Annotated in this window: 11 protein-coding genes; 5 read left to right on the top strand and 6 right to left on the bottom strand. The window is 61.5% G+C overall.

The annotated features are described in order from the left end of the window. Positions 1 to 3 precede the first annotated feature (3 nt). From Q1A44_RS11065 to Q1A44_RS11085, 5 genes are all read right to left on the bottom strand, one after another. The gene (locus Q1A44_RS11065; protein WP_299625208.1) at positions 4 to 909 is read right to left on the bottom strand and encodes a dihydrodipicolinate synthase family protein; all 906 of its coding nucleotides are present in this window, start codon (positions 907 to 909) and stop codon (positions 4 to 6) included. Between the two features lie 23 nt (positions 910 to 932). Next, positions 933 to 1,619: a GntR family transcriptional regulator gene (locus Q1A44_RS11070; RefSeq protein WP_299624483.1), complete on the bottom strand. Its 687-nt coding sequence runs from the start codon at positions 1,617 to 1,619 to the stop codon at positions 933 to 935. Between the two features lie 102 nt (positions 1,620 to 1,721). Beyond that, positions 1,722 to 3,962, bottom strand: coding sequence for a molybdopterin cofactor-binding domain-containing protein (locus Q1A44_RS11075; RefSeq protein WP_299624486.1), 2,241 nt, complete (start codon positions 3,960 to 3,962; stop codon positions 1,722 to 1,724). Between the two features lies 1 nt (position 3,963). Beyond that, positions 3,964 to 4,422, bottom strand: a complete 459-nt coding sequence (locus tag Q1A44_RS11080; RefSeq protein ID WP_299624489.1) for a (2Fe-2S)-binding protein — start codon at positions 4,420 to 4,422, stop codon at positions 3,964 to 3,966. Between the two features lie 171 nt (positions 4,423 to 4,593). Continuing rightward, positions 4,594 to 5,706, bottom strand: coding sequence for an S-(hydroxymethyl)glutathione dehydrogenase/class III alcohol dehydrogenase (locus tag Q1A44_RS11085; RefSeq protein WP_299625210.1), 1,113 nt, complete (start codon positions 5,704 to 5,706; stop codon positions 4,594 to 4,596). A gap of 186 nt (positions 5,707 to 5,892) precedes the next feature. Between Q1A44_RS11085 and Q1A44_RS11090 the strand changes: the two genes are divergently transcribed. The 4 genes from Q1A44_RS11090 to Q1A44_RS11105 all read left to right on the top strand — a co-directional run bounded on the left by Q1A44_RS11090 (position 5,893) and on the right by Q1A44_RS11105 (position 15,098). After that, a complete protein-coding gene (locus tag Q1A44_RS11090) occupies positions 5,893 to 6,036 on the top strand; it encodes a hypothetical protein (RefSeq protein WP_299624492.1) in 144 nt (47 codons plus the stop codon). 109 nt (positions 6,037 to 6,145) lie between these two features. Continuing rightward, the gene (locus Q1A44_RS11095; protein WP_299624495.1) at positions 6,146 to 8,428 is read left to right on the top strand and encodes a FecR domain-containing protein; all 2,283 of its coding nucleotides are present in this window, start codon (positions 6,146 to 6,148) and stop codon (positions 8,426 to 8,428) included. A gap of 46 nt (positions 8,429 to 8,474) precedes the next feature. Beyond that, a complete protein-coding gene (locus tag Q1A44_RS11100; protein WP_299624498.1) occupies positions 8,475 to 13,328 on the top strand; it encodes a PKD domain-containing protein in 4,854 nt (1,617 codons plus the stop codon). A 51-nt stretch (positions 13,329 to 13,379) separates the two neighbouring features. Then, positions 13,380 to 15,098 carry an adenylate/guanylate cyclase domain-containing protein gene (locus tag Q1A44_RS11105; protein WP_299624501.1) on the top strand — a complete coding sequence of 573 codons (1,719 nt, stop codon included), beginning with the start codon at positions 13,380 to 13,382 and terminating at the stop codon, positions 15,096 to 15,098. A gap of 3 nt (positions 15,099 to 15,101) precedes the next feature. Here Q1A44_RS11105 and Q1A44_RS11110 read toward each other — a convergent pair whose 3' ends face one another. After that, positions 15,102 to 15,482 (bottom strand): DUF3307 domain-containing protein, encoded by a 381-nt coding sequence (locus Q1A44_RS11110; RefSeq protein ID WP_299624504.1) that lies wholly within the window; start codon positions 15,480 to 15,482, stop codon positions 15,102 to 15,104. A 200-nt stretch (positions 15,483 to 15,682) separates the two neighbouring features. Between Q1A44_RS11110 and Q1A44_RS11115 the strand changes: the two genes are divergently transcribed. Then, positions 15,683 to 18,631 (top strand): ABC transporter transmembrane domain-containing protein, encoded by a 2,949-nt coding sequence (locus Q1A44_RS11115; protein ID WP_299624507.1) that lies wholly within the window; start codon positions 15,683 to 15,685, stop codon positions 18,629 to 18,631. Positions 18,632 to 18,716 lie beyond the last annotated feature (85 nt).

Consider the following 18,716-nt stretch of genomic DNA (forward strand, 5'->3'; position numbering starts at 1 on the left):
GGCTCAACCCTCCTGTTCAATGGCGGCGATGGTGGTTTTCAGCACGCGGATCACCTGTTCGAGGCCGCGTTTATCGTCTTTGTTCAAGGCCTTGAGCGGCGGTCGTATAGCGCCTGTGTCGATACCCTGAAAGGTGACGCCGTATTTGATGGATTGCACAAATTTGCCGCCCTGCTCGAGCACCCGCATCAGCGGCATCATGGCTGACATGATGCGCCGGCCCTTGGTAAAGTCCCCTTCGACCACGCAGGCCCGCCACAGCGCGATATGTTCTTCCGGCAGGAAATTCGAGCCGCCGCAGACCCAGCTTTGCGCGCCCCATGCAAAGAATTCGAGGGCCTGGTCATCCATCCCGCAGCACATCTGGATATGTGGGTAATCGCGGGCCAAGAGGTGTACCCGGTTGATATCGCCGGAACTTTCCTTGATGGCGCAGATGTTGTGGCTGCGGCCCACACGGTCGAGGAATTCCTCGCCCATGTTCACGCCCATGCGACCGGGATAGTTATAGAGCATCACGGGCAGGTCAGCGGCCCGGTCAATGGCCAGGGTGTTGAGCGCATTCTCACGCTCAGTCGGGACGGCATAGGGCGGGGTCGCCACCAAAAGCGCGTCTGCGCCCATCTTGGCTGCGCCTGTCGCAAGCGCTATGGAATCGGCGGGCAGCATGGCCCCGGTGCCCATGATTACCGGGACGCGCCCCGCCACGATCTGTACGGTTTTTTGGGCCACGTCCAAACGTTCTGCCACGGTCATGGCATAGTTTTCGCCTGTGGAACCGCCCGAGATCACGCCATGAACGCCCGCTTGTATCAGCCGTTCAAGAACGTCTTCCAAAGCCTTGTCATTGAGCGAATAATCGGCGTTGAACGGGGTGACGACGGGGGTGTAGATCCCGTTGAAGGTCATGCGCGGCGCCATATGGGCCCTCCTTACACGGCTGTGCCCAAGGGCACGTCGAGCGCCCCGGGCATCACAAATTGTTCGATCTGGTGGCGCGAGAGCTGCCAATGATCCTCAGCTATCGCGCCCGCGCGCGCAGCATCGCGGTCGGTGATGGCAGCGATGATGGCATCGTGTTGCGCGCGCGCGAGGTCCACGTTTTCGGCCTGTGCGGGATCGCCGGGCCGGTAGAATGTCATGGAAATCCGCGCATGATCCAGCAGCAGCCGGTTGAAACTGGGACTGAGATAGGGGTTATCGGCCATGTCACCGGTGACGCGGTGAAACTGGATGTTGGCCAAGGCGCGGTCTGCCGCTGTTCCGCCGTTCAGGGCGTTGCAGAACACGTCTTGAGCGGTTTGCAATGCTGTCAATTGCGAGGCTGTGCGATGGGTGGCCGCCAGCTGCAAGATCGCGCTGTAAACCATTGGGGCTGCCATGAAAAACGCCCTGAGTGACGTGTGCGACATCTCGGACACCTGTGCGCCCCGGTTCTGGCGCAGGGTGACATAGCCCTCGCCTGCCAATTGCCGCAACACCTCGCGCATGGGCGTACGCGATAGGCCGTACTCGGCGCAAAGCCGCGCCTCGTCCAAATCCGCACCCGGCACGAGATCAAGCGTCAGAATGCCGGAGGCCAGCGTGTCATAGGCGATTGTTTTTGCGGTGGCGGACATGTGCGACTCGGATTGAATACATATCGTATACAATCTGACATCATCTCTGTCCAAGCTAAAAGAGGCGAGGCAGAGCCGCGCCTTGTGGCGGCGCTAATTCCTTTAGGCGAAATCGATGAACCGGTTCATCGGCATCTCACGGATCCGCTGCCCGGTTGCGGCAAAGATCGCGTTGGACAGTGCCGCAGAGGCGGGCGGCACCATCGGCTCACCGATCCCGCGCACAGCGTCCCCGTTTTCCAATCCGCGCACTTCGATCAGCGGTGTCTGATCATGTCGCATCCCTTCGAAATCATAGTAATTTCGTTGGTCGATCTGGCCGTCGAAATATGTCACTTCAGAGTTCATGGCGTGACCCAATGCCCAGATTATTCCGCCCTGCACCACGTTCTCGAACATGTCCGGGTCGACAACCCGCCCAACCTCGGCCGCGACCCAGACCTTGTCGATGCGAATGCCGTCATCGGTGGCCGTGACCTCGATCACTTCGGCCGTCGGCACGCCAAAAGACAGGCAGAACGCCACCCCGCGCCCCGTATTTGGCGCAAGCGCGCTGCCCCAATTCGACATCTCGGCCACGGCCTCAAGCGCTTTGCGCGATGGGTCGTGCCAGCACAGGCGTATCCGTTCAGCCATGGGATCGGCCCCGGCTGCATGGATCAATTCGTCGAGAAACACGTCATGGAAAAACCCGTTGGTTGATGCGCCAACCGCCCGCCAGGACGAGATCGGCGCAAGCTCTGGCGCGCGGTAGCCCGACACGCGGTAGTTCGGGATTGCAAAGGGTTGATCCCACGCACCCGCCACGATTTGCATGTCCGGGCCCGGCATGGTCAGGCCCTGTCGCCCCATCTGGCTGGCGATGATCGAGGGCATTGCGATGCCCAGATCAAACGCCTCGACCCGGCCGTCGCGGACAGTACCGCGCCCGCGCGCCATAGCGATCTGGCGCGTATCGTCATGGGTCGTGTCCTCTTCGCGGCTATAGGTCAGCTTGATCGGCACACCCGGTCTTTGCAGCGCGATTTCCGTGGCTTCGCGAATGGCGCGATCCTCAAGCCGGAGGCCAAAGCTGCCGCCCATCACCTGACCGTGGACATGTACGTTTTCCATGTCGAGCCCCGTCAAGGCCGCCACGTTGCGTTGCACAAGGCGCGGAATTTGCGTACCCGCCCAAATATCGATCCGGTCCTCGCCAACCAGAACGGTGGCCGAGGTCGGTTCAAGCGGGGCATGGGCCAGATAGGGGGCGCGGTATTCTGCCTCGATCAGGTTCGCCCCGGAAAGTGCCGCGTCAACGTCGCCTGTATCGCGCCGTCTGCTGTCACGAAGTGCCGCGTCAAAGCTGTCTGAAAGCGCTTGCCAGTGCCCGGCGATCTCGGCGGGATAGGGGGCCGGCCCCCAATCAATCTCGATTGCTTCAACCGCCTGGATCGCCCGCCACGTGTTGTCGGCCAAAACGGCCACACCGCCAGTGATCTGAACCACATCCACCACACCGCGCATGTTCTGAACGGCAGAGGCGTCAAAACCGTTCATCACCCCGCCGCGCCGTGGATTGGTACGCACGCTGGCGTGTAACATCCCGGCCATCTCAAAGTCGATCCCATAGGCCTGTGTGCCAGTGGATTTCGCAATGATGTCAGTGCGCTGCATCGATTTTCCAACGAGCCGCCAGGTGCTTGGGTCGCGCAAAGCGACCCCCGTCACCGGAGTCAGCTTTGCGGCCATAGGCGCCAAGTCAGTATAGGGGATCACACGACCATCCGGCAGTTCCACCTGACCTTGCGCCGTTTTCAGCTGTGCAACATCCAGCCCCGTTTGCTGCGCCGCTGCGCGTTTGAGGGTTTCGCGGGCCACGGCACCGGCCATGCGCAGCTTTTCATAGCTGTCGGGGACCGTGGTTGACCCGCCAGTAATCTGCATGCCGAGGAATTTCATCATCACATCGATCACATTGCGGGCGCTTTCGGCCACGAACCTTTCGTCCGTGGGCCGAAACGGGGCGGCGTCGGCGGCAAGCGCTGTGTTGTAGTAGGCGGGGCTTGGCGTACCGGGATCAACCGTGACCTGATCGAGGGTCACATCCAGTTCTTCGGCGATCAGGGCCGCTTGAACCGAATAGGCCCCCTGCCCGCTATCTGCGCGCGGCGTAATCAAGGTGATGCCAGAGCCGTCGATTTTGACATAGGGGGTCAAGGCCGCCGCGCCCTCGGCTAACCCATCCAACAGCGGGTTCTCTGCTGGACGTTTGTAGGCATAGTAGCCAAAGGCCACGCCCCCCGCGATTGCGGCAGAGCCGACGAGAAAACTGCGGCGGGCGATCGTACGGGCGCGGCCCATCTCAGTTGGTCCTCAATGCGGCAGCGGCGGTTTTGATGGCTGCGTGAATGCGCAGATAGGTGCCGCATCGGCACAGGTTGCCGCGCAACGCCTCATCAATATCGGTATCGCTGGGGTCAGGGATTTCGGACAAAAGTGCCGCGGCCTGCATCATCTGGCCAGACTGACAATAACCGCATTGGGCCACCTGATGCGCGATCCATGCCGCCTGAATCGCGTGCAGTGCCTCGGGCGTGCCCAACCCTTCGATGGTTGTAACGCGGCCATCGACATCCGCCGCCGACACCTGACAAGAGCGTACCGCAACCCCGTCGATATGCACGGTGCAGGCCCCGCAGGCTGCAACCCCACAGCCATATTTTACACCCTTGATGTTCAGCTCATCCCGCAGGACCCACAACAGAGGCATGTCATCCTCGACATCCACCTCGTGATCTGTGCCATTCACCGATAGTTTCATGCCCTGCCTTCACCGCTCTGCGTTGCTGCAAATTTAAGCGAAATAATAGCGGGGGAAACATGCACGTTGCGTAAACACCGCGCGGCGCAGCCGATTGGGCGATAGCCCGCCAGTGCGTGGGCCACTGACCGCCGAAACGCTCAGTGGTTTGTTTTCAGAAACGGGGGTGTCTCAGAACTCGACGACGGCCCGGATCGATTTGCCCTCGTGCATCAGATCGAAACCGTGGTTGATCTCGTCCAGGGTCAGCTTGTGCGTGATCATCGGGTCGATCTCGATCTTGCCGTCCATGTACCAGTCCACGATCTTGGGCACGTCGGTGCGCCCTTTGGCCCCGCCAAAGGCGGTTCCGCGCCAGACGCGGCCCGTCACCAACTGGAAGGGGCGGGTCGAAATTTCCGCCCCCGCCGGTGCCACGCCGATGATGATGCTTTCACCCCAGCCTTTGTGCGCGGCCTCGAGCGCTTGACGCATCACGGTCGTGTTGCCCGTCGCGTCGAACGAATAGTCTGCACCACCGCCCGTCAGCTCGACCAGATGGGCGACCATGTCGCCGTCAACATTCTTGGGGTTTACGAAATCGGTCATGCCGAAATAGCGGCCGGTTTCTTCCTTGTCGTCGTTCAGGTCCACGCCCACGATCTGATCCGCCCCGGCAAGGCGCAGGCCCTGGATCACGTTCAGGCCGATGCCACCCAGACCAAAGACAACGCAGCGCGCGCCGATCTCGACCTTGGCGGTATTGATGACGGCACCGATGCCTGTGGTCACGCCGCACCCGATATAGCAGATTTTGTCAAAGGGTGCGTCCTTGCGGACCTTGGCCAGCGCAATCTCGGGCACAACCGTGTGATTGGCGAAGGTTGAACAACCCATGTAGTGGTGGATCGGCGTGCCATCCAGCATTGAAAAACGGGTCGTGCCATCGGGCAAAAGGCCCTGGCCCTGGGTCACCCGGATTTTCTGACAAAGGTTGGTTTTGCCCGACAGGCAATATTCGCATTCACGGCATTCGGGGGTGTAGAGGGGGATCACGTGATCGCCCACTTCGAGGGTGGTGACGCCCTCGCCCACTTCCAGCACCACGCCCGCGCCCTCATGGCCCAGAATAGCGGGAAAGATGCCCTCGGGATCGTCGCCGGAGCGGGTGAATTCGTCTGTATGGCACAGGCCCGTGGCCTTGATCTCGACCAGCACTTCGCCCTTGCGGGGACCGTCCAGATTGACCTCCATGATTTCAAGCGGTTTGCCAGCGGCAACGGCGACGGCGGCGCGGGTTTTCATCATGGTTTTGGTCCTCCCTGAAAGTTCAGATCATGAACGCGACCATGGCCCATCCTGTCAATGGCAAAGGCGGTCAACAGCCCGGCGAAAGAGCCCGGCCGAACGGGTGCGTGACTCGGACAGCCATACGGAAATACGCGTATAAATTGAAAATTTATTCGAAAAAACAGACGCTTCCCGCGTGCAGTGATTCGCTTTTTCACGATGCACATCGCCATGATCGTCGCGTTTCGCGAAACAATTCACCAGTTGGCACAAGACTTTGCGCCGATGCGCGACCCAACACGCAAGTCAGGTAAATATGACTTGCGTATTGTCCGAGACGCCTAAAAACTTGTCCCATTAACCATACAATTTTTTTGGTTTGGCCAATCCTGGGGGATCTCAAGTGGTCAATTTGAAGTTTTATAAACACTCGTTTGCGCGCGGCCTGACGGCCATGTGCCTGTCGCTTTGCTCGGCCCCGCTTTGGGCGCAATCCGCGGATTTGAACGCACCGTTGGAGACCGTGGTTTTCGGCTCGGACGATACGTTGCGCGGGGTCGTGGATCGCCACCTCAACGACCCAGATCTGTGGCCTTATGTCCTTGAACTGAACGCGATCAGCACGCCCGCCGCCGTGGTGCCGGGCACTGCGCTGAAACTGCCCGTACGGCAGGTGCGTGCCGCCGATGCCGCATTGGCCCAATCGCTGGACGCCATTCAACGCGCAAATGCCGAAGGCGCGCAGGTTTTTGCCCCGCAGGAAATCGGCGAAGCCTTGCAAAGCCGCGAGACCGCAGTGGGTCTGCGCGTCAGCGGTCAGTGGGTCGAAGTCGTGTCCTTTTCCGACATCGCCACGGCACTGGCCATCGAAGCGCTCGACATCTCTGTCGCCCAACGCGACCAATCTGCCGAGGCTGTGGTGTCCGACGTTCAAGGCAGCGTCGAAGGCCGCGCCCCTCAGGACCCCAGGTGGTCAGATCGCGATCTGAACGACGTGCTGGTCGAATTTGAACGGGTTCGCACCTTGTCCGACAGCACCACGCAAGTAACTTTTCGCGATCTCAGCCGCTTGCGCCTGAACGCCAATTCCAATGCCACAATTCAACGGATGCGTTCGGACCCGCTGACCGGCACCGAAGTGACCAAGGTGAGCCTTGTGAATGGCGACTTTTACGCGCTGCTCAACCAGTTGTCGGACAAGACCGCCTTTGAGGTCGATATCCCCGGCGTAGAGACCACAACGAAGTCCGGTGATTTCTGGATCAAGAATGATGCCTCAGGCGCGCGCTTTGTGAACTATGATCAGGAACAGCTTGAAGTCGTCTCTGGCGCAGAGACCATTCAGATCGGCGAGAATGAGGGGCTTGTGCTGTCCAATGCAGGCGCCCAGCGTGCGGATGTACTGGATGCCCCGCTGTTGCGGTCCCCGGCTGCCGAAGCGCTGCTTTATGATGGGTTTGCGCCACTGGAATGGTCCGAATTTGACGGGGCCGAAGGGTACTGGGTCGAGGTGGCCATCGACCCAGGTTTCAACCAGATGCAAGTGTCGGAATGGGGCGTGCGGGGCACGGCGCTGGCCACCGCCCCTCTGCCCCCACGCACCTATCATTGGCGTGTGGCGGCCCTTGACCGCCTTGGCCTGCCTGGACAATGGAGCAAGCCGCAATCCTTTACCCTGCGGGTCGATGACACGCCGCCCTTCCTGACCCTGCTTTTGCCTGCCGACGGGCAGATCGTGACCGAGCCTTCAGTCGAAATCCTTGGCGCGTCCGAACCCGAAGCCTTGGTTCAATTGAACGGCGCGCGCGTGGCCATGGGCAGCGATGGCAGTTTTATCCTGAACACTGACCTCGTGCCTGGCCCCAACATCCTGACCTTGCGCGCGGTGGACCCTGCAGGCAACGAAAGCACGACGGCCCAAACAGTGATTTACCGCCCCGCGGCGCAAGTCAGCATCAGCCTGTCGCCTACTTTACCCCGGGTGAACGGTGCGTTGGCAACGCGGTCAGACGAATTGTCGGTCTTTGCCGCCTCGACTGCCGCCCAAGGTGCTGAAGTCATTGTGACATCCGGCAGCCGCGATGTGTTGCGCACCGTTGTGGGAACCGCAGGCGCGATCAGTTTCTCTGTCCCTGCGGAGGTCGCGCCAACGGCTTATGAAATCGGTGTTCTTGGGCCCACCGGCCTTGTCGAAGGTGCGTTGGAATTCGAGGTTATCCGAGACCAGATCGCCCCCGAGATTGTCCTTGACGCCCCACCGCCCAATGCCACCGATCTGCCTGACATCGACATCACGGGCAGCGCGGGGGACGCGGCTCAGATGACCGTGAACGGCATTGACGTGCCGCTGGATGCAGGCGAGTTCGAACTGGTGCTGAGCCTTGCGCCCGGTCTAAACGTCTTTGATCTGGTGGCAACCGACCCGGTAGGCAATGTAGCTGCAACGCGGCTGCAAACACTCTATGATATCGAGCCGCCTTCCGTGGGCGATATCCGGGTGAACCGACCCCAGGGGGCAAGTGGCCCGATCGAGATTGTCGTGGTGGCGTCGGACGAAAGCGGCCTGCGTCAAGCGGCTCCCTACATCTTGCAAGTCGGCGCGGAGGAGCTTGAAGGTTTCTTGCGCTGCGACAGTGCCGCAGGGCTGTGCCGCGCCGCACTGCCTGCCCAGCCGGGCGCGCTGCAACTGGTCGAAGTGATTGTCGAGGATTACGCCGGAAACGCCGCGTTTCGGTGAGGAATAACCGTCTGTCCGGGGATGGGCAGGCAGTGGAGGAATTGGGATGAGTTTGGTTTTTCAGCGCGTGATGGCGGCCTTGTGTGCAGCTATGGTCTTGGCCTCGCCCGGGGCGGTCCGCGCACAGGCCGTGCCCGAAGGCCTGATCGTGGTTTACGGCGCACTATCCCCCACCCGCGAGGGCGATGTGGACCGGCGTGAGCAAATCTATTTCTCGATCCCCGCCGATACGGCCGGCCGCGTCTTTGTCCGGCTTTTTGATCCTGAAATCTTTGGGCAGGACGATTTTACCTATGGCGGGCCTGCCGACTCTGAAACCACGTTCCGGGTCTTTGGGGGCGAGGGCGCATTTACCGCCGCTGATCGCCCAGAAATTGTCGCCGACCGCGCACGCGCCCCGCGCGAACGGCCCGCATTTCCTGTCACTGGCCCCGGTCAGGTTTTGATTGAACGCGCCTATGGCAGCGACCGGTCCAGTGATGGCCGATGGGTCACCTTGGGAGCTGTGCGCGCGCGGCAAGGCGAACAGGTGGGCGACCGTGCTCATTTCCGCATTGATGTGGAAGGCACTAAGGGCAACGACGGCAACGGCTTTTCCATCGGCGTCAGTCGCGCCCGTGATCGGGACCGCGCGCCGGAGGGGCTTGAGATATTCGCCTATCAACCCACGATCCGATGGACCGCTGCGGGTACCGCGACACGCGTCGGATTCACGGGAATCGGCGGGCCGTACACCGTCCAAAGCTTTGACGCGGCCAATGGCGATCTGTCTGTTGTGACCGACTATGCCGATCTGCCCGTTGCCGTTTCGGGCCAGGATTTCTGGACCGTGGACCGCGTCGAGACGGATGATACCAACCTCGCCCTCAGTCTGTCTGGCGGGTTCGAGAGCCCCAATGACGTGACAATCGCCGTCTTTGACGGTGCAGGCGCGCCCGTGGCCTTGCAGATGCCGCCCCGGCGCAGCCTTGATCCCGCCCGCCCCGAGGCCATTGGCACCGGGCGGCCCTTGGCCAACTGTTCCTCGGTCGCCTTTGATGGCAGCCCGTCGCTGGGACGCGCCCCGCTGCGCTACCTATGGGAGTTTGGTGACGGGCAAAGCTCTGACGCGCCGGTGATTGCGCATATGTATGCCGAGCCGGGCCGCTACGCCGCGCGCCTGCGGGTGCTTGAGGATGGCGGACGCCCCGGTGCCGGAGCCGAAACGCTGGTGTCTGTGCATGTGCGCCGCGCTCCGGTCGCGCAACCGGGGGACGCGATCACCGTAGCACCGGGCGAGGTGATCCCCTTTGACGGCACCGGGTCTGAACCATCCGACAGTCCGATCACCCGCTATGTCTGGTCCTTTGGCGATGGCGAACAGGTCGAGGGGCCACGGGCCGAAAAGGCCTATGACAGCCCTGGCGCGTACCGCGTCGTGCTGCGCGTCAATGACGACAGCCTGCATCCCTGCAACTTTGGCGTCGCGACGCGCGATGTAAACGTGAACTTTGCCCCTGTGGCCGAGGCGGGCACGGACCAGACCGCCAAGGCGGGCGAAACCCTCAGCTTTGGTGGGGCTGCCAGCTATGATGTGGACGGCACTGTGGCCAGTTATGCCTGGGACATGGGGGACGGCACGGTTTTGACCGGCCCCGAGGTCTCGCACACCTATACGGCCCCGGGCCGTTACAACGTGGCCCTGACCGTTACCGATGACAGTGGCGTGGCCAATGGCCAATCGGTGGATACGCTTAGTGTGGACATCAACGCGCCCCCTGCCCCCTCGATCATCATCCCCGACCGGCCTGTATCGGTCAGCGAAGCGGCTCAACTGGACGGCAGCCAAACGAGCGATGCGGACGGTGCGATCCTGTCCTATCTGTGGGATTTCGGGGATGGGGCCATCGGCGAAGGGGCCATTGTCAACTACGCCTGGACAACGCCCGGCGTCTATACCGTCGCCCTGACGGTCACCGATGACAGCGGCACGGCCTCTGCCACCCAGCGGACCGAAACACAGATTGTGGTGGACGCGGCCCCCGTGGCCAATGCAGGCCCCGATCAATTCGTAACCGCTTCTGAGGTGCAGTTTGACGGCACCGGGTCCACCGATGCCGATGGGACGATCTCAAGCTATGAGTGGCGCTTTGGCGATGGCGGTACGGCCACCGGGCCGCGCCCTGTCCATGCCTATGCACGCGCAGGTGTTTACGAAGTGGCCTTGGTTGTGCGGGACGCCAGCGGTGCGCCCCTCAACACCGATCGCGACACGATGCGGGTCACGGTGAACGCCCTGCCGATTGCTGATGCCGGCCCCGATCTGACGGTCGCCCCGGGCGAGGAGTTTGTGCTGAGCGCGCGTGCCTCTGTTGATCCTGACGGTGGCTTGGGCCGCTATGAATGGCAACTGCCTGATGGAAGCGTCCAGAACGGCGAACGCATCAGCACGGCGCTGGATACCCCCGGCACCTACCGGATTGGTCTGAGCGTTTTTGACAGCTTTCAAGGTGGTGAAGCCCGCGATGACAGCGAGGTCACCATCACCGTGAACGCGGCCCCCGTGGCCCAAGCCGGTGCCGATCTTTTGGTTGCACCGGGTGAACCGGTCGTACTGGATGCCAGCCAAAGCTTTGACCCCGACGGCCAGATCGTCAGCCACCTGTGGGAGTTTGACGACGGCTTTGCCGCTCAGACCACGGCGCGCGTCGCGCGCAGCTTTGATGTGCCGGGGGTATGGTCGGCACAGCTTGTGGTGACGGATGATGCGGGCGTTAGCAATTCAACTGCGGGCGGCGATGTGACGATCCGGGTCAATTCGGCCCCCGTGGCCGAGGCGGGCGCGAACATCGAGACCGATGTGCTGCGCGTGCGCTTTGACGGCTCGGCTTCGGCGGATGCGGATGGCGACGCGCTGATCTACCGATGGGACTTTGGCGATGGGTCTGCCCCCATTTACGGACAAACAGTGGCGCATACTTATCCCCGCTCAGGAACCTTCCCGGTGACCCTGCGGGTGGATGATGGCACGGGGCTGTCCAATGCCACCGCCATTGATGCGACCACAGTTGTGGTCAACGCGCGGCCCATGGCCGATGCTGGCGGCAACCGCGATGTCTGCTCGGGCGAGAGCATCCTTTTTGACGCCTCTGACAGCCTCGACCCTGATGGGGGTCTGCTGCTTTATAGCTGGGATTTCGGGGACGGCACGATGTCGGATCTGGTGAACCCCACCAAGATCTATGAAGGCCCGGGCGCCTATCCCGTGACCTTGCGCGTGCGCAATGGCAAGGGCACCGAATGGGGCAGTGATATTGACCGAATTGCCGCCCTCGTGCGCGAAGGCCCCATCGCCGATGCGGGCCTGGACATGACTGTCTGTACCAACCAAGCCGTCCGCTTTGACGGATCGGGCTCGACCGATGCCGACGGCGCTGTGAACGCGTTCCAATGGACGATGGGCGATGGTGGCACCGCAAGCGGTGAAAAGCCAGAATACCGGTTCCGCAAGCCCGGCAACTACCCCGTGACGCTGACTATCACCGGCGATGCGGTCGGGGCCTGTTCGCCCTTGGACACCGACACGGTCAATGTGCAGGTCGTGGCGGCGCCTGATCAGGCCATCGCAGGCTCTGAAAGAGCGGCGGCGGGCCAGCCCGCACCCTTTGCCGTGACCCTTGATGATCTGGGCGGCGCGACCGTAATCTCGCACAGCTGGTCCTTCAGCGATGGCGGCACCGCCACAGGCGCAGAGGTCAATCATACCTTTGCCGAGCCGGGCGCGTATTTCGCGACCGTTACCACAGAACTGGCAGGCGGCAATGTGGGATGCTCCACGATCGAGACGCAGCGCAAGGTGCAGGTCAACGCGGCCCCCACGGCCAATATCGACGGGCCGGACACCGTGGCAACAGGGGCGGCAGCGGTGTTTGATGCCTCTGCCTCTTTCGATCCCGACGGCGCGCTGACAGGCTTTGCCTGGGACTTTGGCGATGGCAACACCGCCACCGGCGTGGCCGTCGCTCACGCTTATGCAGAGCCGGGTGAATACCCGTTGCGCCTTACAGTCATGGATGATGCTGGCGTCGGAAATTCGGCCACCACGATTGAGCAATCTGTAACGGTCAATCCCGCGCCATCGGTTGGGCTGGCCGTTGCCGGGCAGATGTGTCCCAGCGTCGCTGTGCCTTGGGCGGTGGATGTTCCCCAGGGCACCAGCGTCGCCTGGAGTTTCGGCGATGGGACAACAGCCGAAGGCGCGCAAGCCAGCCATGGGTTTGAGCGACCCGGGCTTTATCCGGTGACCGTGGCGCTTGACGATGGCAAGGGGCTGTTGAACAGCCGCCGGTCCGAAGAGGTCTATGCCCGCGTCAACAGTGCGCCCACCGCATTGGCGGGCCCGGATCAGATCGTGTGCCCGGGCGATACCGTCAGTTTTGATGCCGGGGCCTCGAATGATCTTGATGGGTCAATCACGGGCTGGACCTGGACCTTTTCCGACGGAGTGACGTTGGAAGGGGCGCAAGTGACGCGCACATTTGATGCAACCGGCCCAATTGACGTGCAACTGAGCGTGACCGACGACAGCGGCGCACAGTGCAATATGGGCACCGACATGGCCCGGGTGCTGGTCAACACGCCCCCGGTTGTGGACGCCGGGCCAGACCAAAGCGTGCCCGTCGGCGCCGCCCATGATGTGGTACGTTTCGACGCGAGTGCCGCACGGGATGCAGACGGTCAAGGCGTTGGTATAAATTGGGATTTCGGGGGTGGCGTGACGGCATCGGGGGCGTTGAACACCCACCGCTTTACCGCACCGGGCAGCTATACGGTCACGGTGACGGCGCGCGACACCACGGGTCTGGCCTGCGGTGTGTCCACCGACACGGCGATCATCACGGCCCTGCCCCGCAGCCAGTGAGGCAAACAAAACGCCATATCCAGACGCTGCCGGATCGGATAGAGACAGGCCATGTGGTTCCCTCTACGCCTCAAGTTCTTTTTCTTTGCCACGCTGCTGGCCGTGGTCCCACTAGCCATTGTGGGCCAGAACCTGACGACGCTGACCCGGGACGAGCTGAAATCAGCCGCGAACGAAGACCTGACAACCGTTGCGGCCCAACTGCAAAACCAGTTCGACACAACATTTCAGGGCCGGTGGCTGTCCCCGCTTATGGTTATTCGCAACGGCATCGACAGTGACGAGTTGGACGTGCCGCAAAAAGTATCTTTGCTGACGCTGGGCCTGCAAGAGCTGCCCGATGTGGTGTCGTTGCAATTGGCGGTCGCCGGGTCGAACCTGCCGATCATGGCGACCGATCAGGCGTTCTCGCAAAGGCTGGAGGCGCAAGGTCTGGACCCTGTTGCACTGATGACGGTGTCTTCCGATCTGATCCAGAATATCGAGGCGACAGGACAATATGGTCGTCCGCTGATTTCGCGGATTGAAGCGACAGGCGATTGGATCGCAACCCTCGCCTTGCCTCTGAACACCAGGATTGCGGGTCGTCAGGTCACCTTGGCCGCGCGGATCAGGCTCACGACCCTGACCCAGCTGGTTGACCGTCACCCCTTTGCCCAACGCGGCGAGATCACGATCATCGACCAGGCGGGCCGCACCGTGTTGGGCACAACGCAGGTCCAGTTGATTGAGCGTGACATTGTGCAATCGGCCCTGCCTTTGATCGTGGCGGGGGCACGAGCCAATGCGCTGCAAAACTATACGCGCCCGGATGGCACCCAGATGCTGGGAGCCTATGCCTTTCCCGACTGGTTCCCCTGGGCCGTTGTGACCGAATTGTCCGAAGACAGCGCCTATGCGGTGGTCAACGCCATCACTCGGCAGATTCTGATCATCGGCGCGCTTGGCTTTGCGCTGGCCAGCATCGGCGCATTGATCTTTGCGCGCCGGTTGACCAGCCCGATCCTCAAGATCGGCAATGTGGTTGAAAAGGTGGGCGCCGGTGATTTCTCGGCCCGTGTCGCCAACGTAAAGGTCCGCGACGAGATCGGCCAGTTGTCACAGCGGGTGAACACCATGATCGCCGAGTTGGGCGAACGGCTGGAGCTGATGAAATTCGTGAGCCACGGCACGATGGAAGCGATCCAGAGCGCCGATGAAGGCATGTCGCGCGGCGGTATTCGCAAAAAGGTGTCAGTCATTTTTACTGATATTCGTGGCTATACCGAGTTTTCCGAACGGGTCGCACCCGAAGTCGTGATCGAGGCGCTGAACGAATACTTTGAGGTCCAGACCCGCATCGTCGAGGCCCATCAGGGCGACGTGGACAAATTCATCGGTGACGCGCTGGTCGCTGTCTTTGAAGGCGACGCGATGGAGCAGCGCGCGATTTGCTGCTCTGTCAAGATCATCGACGCGATGGCTGATCTGCTTGAAAAGTTTCCCGAATATAATCTGCATGTGGGCATCGGCGTCGCATCCGGTGAGGTGGTCATGGGCGCCATGGGGGCCAAAAGCCGGATGGATTACACCGTGCTCGGATCGACCGTGAACCTGTCGGCGCGGCTGTGCTCCAAGGCTGATCCAGGACAGGTGCTGATCGACCGCGCCACGCGGGATGCGGGTGACGGGCTGGCGGATGTACAATTTGAAACGCTGGAGGCGATCCCGCTTAAGGGCTATGCCGAACCGGTCCCGACCTTTGCCGCCAAAAGCAGCGCGCCTGACTAGGGCCTAAGGCAGCACCGCCCAGACCATCACCAGATAGGTCCACTGATGGATTGCCTGATCAACGCCAAAGGCGCGCCAATAGCCCGCTTGGGTCGGCCCGTGGCCCGTGTGATCAGACCAGCGCCCCTTGCCCCAATCCACATGGAAATGGACCACCCATTCCACCAGTGCCACCACCAGTGCCAAGACAATCGGCACACCCAGCAACACCATCGCAATCAGCGATCCTACTGCGTGCAGGCCTGCATGTTGCAGCCGCCCAAAATGGATATACCGCCCCCGATCGGCCAGCATCCGGGGCGTTTGCAGGTAGAAATCGGCAAACAGATGCTTGGTTTGCAACAAAAACAACAGCGCGAGCGCAAAGATCACAGGGTCGGCCAAGGCATATCCTTGTCATGGTTTGCCCATACCCTAGGCTGCCTGCGCCTGTGCTGCAATCATCCAGCGCAAAGCATTGATTTGTCGGGCTCGGACTTGCTAGGCTGCCGCCCAAGCCATCCGCCGATGGCGTCAGATTTGGAAATAGTCTCATAGAACGTTCGCTCTTTGCCTTTATCTGGGCCTATTCAAAGCGGGACCAGTTGATCCTGTTGGCGGTGACGCTGACGCTGTTTCCATTGCTCTATCTGACGCTGGAACTCCCCAAACGGATCATCAACGATGCCATCGGCTCCGGCTCTGCCTCGATCTCTGCCTATGGGTTTGAGTTCACGCAGGTGCAGTATCTGCTGCTGCTTTGTGGCGCGTTTCTGGTGGCGGTGCTGCTGCATGGCATCATGAAAATGCGCATCAACACCATGAAGGGCGTGCTGGCCGAACGGCTATTGCGCCGGTTCCGCTATACGCTGATTGCACGCATTCTGCGCTTTCCCCAGCCTTACTTTGAGCGCACCAGCCAAGGTGAACTGGTCAGCATGGTCACCGCCGAAAGCGAACCCATGGGCGGCCTCATGGGCGATGCGGTGGCGCAGCCTGTGTTGCAGGCGGGTCAGATGCTCACGATCCTCGGGTTCCTGTTCTTTCAGTCGGTGGCCTTTGGGCTGGCGGCTTGTGCGCTGATCCCGCTTCAGGCCTGGCTGATCCCGCGGCTGCAAAAACAGATCAACAAGCTGAACAAGAAACGCGTGATCCAGGTGCGTGCCTTGGCCGCCGAAATTGGCGAGGGGGCTGCGGGCGCCTCGACCTTGCGAGTGAATGGCGGCTGGCGCTACCGGATGGCGATGATCGGGGACCGATTGGGCCGTCTGTTCGACATCCGTTTTCAGATCTACCAGAAGAAATTCTTTATGAAGTTTATCAATAACTTCATTACCCAGCTGACCCCGTTCTTCTTTTTCTCCATTGGTGGTTATCTGGTGATCCGGGGCGATGTGACCATCGGTGCACTGGTCGCCGCCCTCGCCGCCTACAAGGATCTGTCTTCCCCTTGGAAAGAGTTGCTGGCCTATTACAACCAGTCCGCCGACATGTCCCTGCGGTGGGAGACGATCACGGAACGTTTCGCGCCCGAAGGCATGGTGGATGACGCGCTGGTCTATGGCCCCGTCGAGGATGTGCCCCGCCTGACGGGCGACATCGTGCTGGATCAGGTCACAGTGCGAGACGGCGACGGAAACCCGGTGCTGGAGGATATCACTGTCACCCTGCCCGCCGGTGCCGTGATCGGCATTTCAGCCACCAATGATGAAGACCGGCGCGCCCTCGCCGAGGTGCTGACCCGTGAGACACTGACCACCAGCGGCACCGTGACCCTTGCAGGTCACGACATCAAGACGCTGCACCAGTCGGTGATTGCCAAGCGCGTCGGTCACGCCACCTCCCGTCCGATCATGTTCCAGGGCAGCTTTGGCGATAACGTTTTGATGCCCGTGCGTTTTGCACCTGTGGATGGGGTCGAGGCCGATGATTTCGCCCGCGAGGCTGTGCGCGCAGGCAACACCGCCGACATGCTGGGCGCGCAGTGGCTGGACCCGGCCATTGCCGGCGTCGACAGCCCCGATGATCTGCGCGCCTGGTGGACGAAACTGATCGAAGGGATGGGCAGCGGCGCCGCCCTGACCCGACGTGCCATGGATCAGCAATGCGACGCAGAAGCCCATCCAAAGCTGAGCGAAGCGTTGATCGCGCTGCGGCCCAAAGTGGCGCAGGCGCTGGCTGATGCCGGTCTGGACAAATTCGTGCATCGGTTCGAGCCGGACGCCTACAACCCCGCTCTGCCCGTGGCTGAAAACCTGTTATTCGCGACCCCGCGCATCGACATTACGCCCGAGGTGCTGGCCGCCCGCATCGATTTCCTGCGCCTGCTGAACAAGCTGAAGCTTGCGGGCGATCTGGAAGAGCTGGCGCGCAACATCATCGACCTCTTGCGCCAGATCTTTGGCGCGAACGGCACTGATCATCCGCTCTTTCGCAAGGTGGGCCTTGATGTGGCCGTCTATGAGGCCGCCCTTGATCTGGTGACGCGGAAGTCTCCCGGCACCACGATCACAGACGAAGAACTGGCGCTGCTGTTGAGTGTGCCTTCGCGCATCACCGCAGAACAGATCGGCCCCGCCTTTCCGGACGAAGTCCGCGCCAAGGTGCTGGACATGCGCCAGGGCCACGCCGACGCCCTGCGCGCCCAGATGGAGGACCTGTTTGCGCCCATCACGCCCGACGGCCCGCTCGTGGGTCTGAGCGTGTTGGAAAACGTGATCTATGGCAAAGTGTCGGAAAGTGCCGGGACCAAGGCCGAAGATCTGCGCCGCGTCGTGTCGGATGTGTTGCAGGCCGAAGGGGTCAATCCACTGGTTCTCGAACTCGTATTTGACGTGCCTATTGCGCTGGGTGGTGCGAACCTGCCTGCACTTTTTGCAGAGCCTTTGTCGATCAGCCGCGCCACGATCAAACGGCCCGATATTCTGATCCTTGACCGGGTGATGGCCAGCTATGACACCGAGGCGCAAGAGGCGCTTTTCTCCAACCTGCGTCGCCTGTTGCCCGAAGCCACGCTGATCTTTCTCAATGAGGCGTTCGAGGACGAAAGCGCCTTTGACATGCATTTCGAGATTCAACAGGGCCGCCTTGTGGGGGCAGAGGGCGCACGGGCCGCAGCCGACAGTGATGTCGGTGCCGATCTGGCCCGCAAGGTCGATGCGCTCAGCGCCACGCCCATGTTCTCGGGCCTCAAGCGCAAACAATTGCGCCTCTTGGCCTTTGGCGCGCGCTGGTACACGGCGCAGCAGGGCGACTACGTGTTTCACAAGAATGACGCCCCACGCGACGGGGCCTATATGGTGATCGACGGCGAGGCCGATCTGCTTTTGCCGCAAGAGGGGGCCGACCCGCGCCTGATTGCCACCGTAGGCAGTGGCGCGCTAGTGGGCGAATTGGGTCTGATCCGCGGCGAACCGCGCGCCCTCGATATGCGCGCCAAATCCGAACTGACCTGCCTTCGCATCAGCGAAGAAGACTTCATGGCCGTGGTTGAAAACGATGCTGCAACCGCCTTCCGCTTGCTTCAGGTGGTGGCGGGTTACGTCAGCACCTGAGACGACACTCAAGACCCGCCAAAAACTGAGCACTTGATCGCTCAAACTGCACTTTTTCGCGAAGCGCCTTCTATGGGCTGGAACC

This window comes from uncultured Tateyamaria sp. (assembly GCF_947503705.1).
GTDB lineage: Bacteria > Pseudomonadota > Alphaproteobacteria > Rhodobacterales > Rhodobacteraceae > Tateyamaria.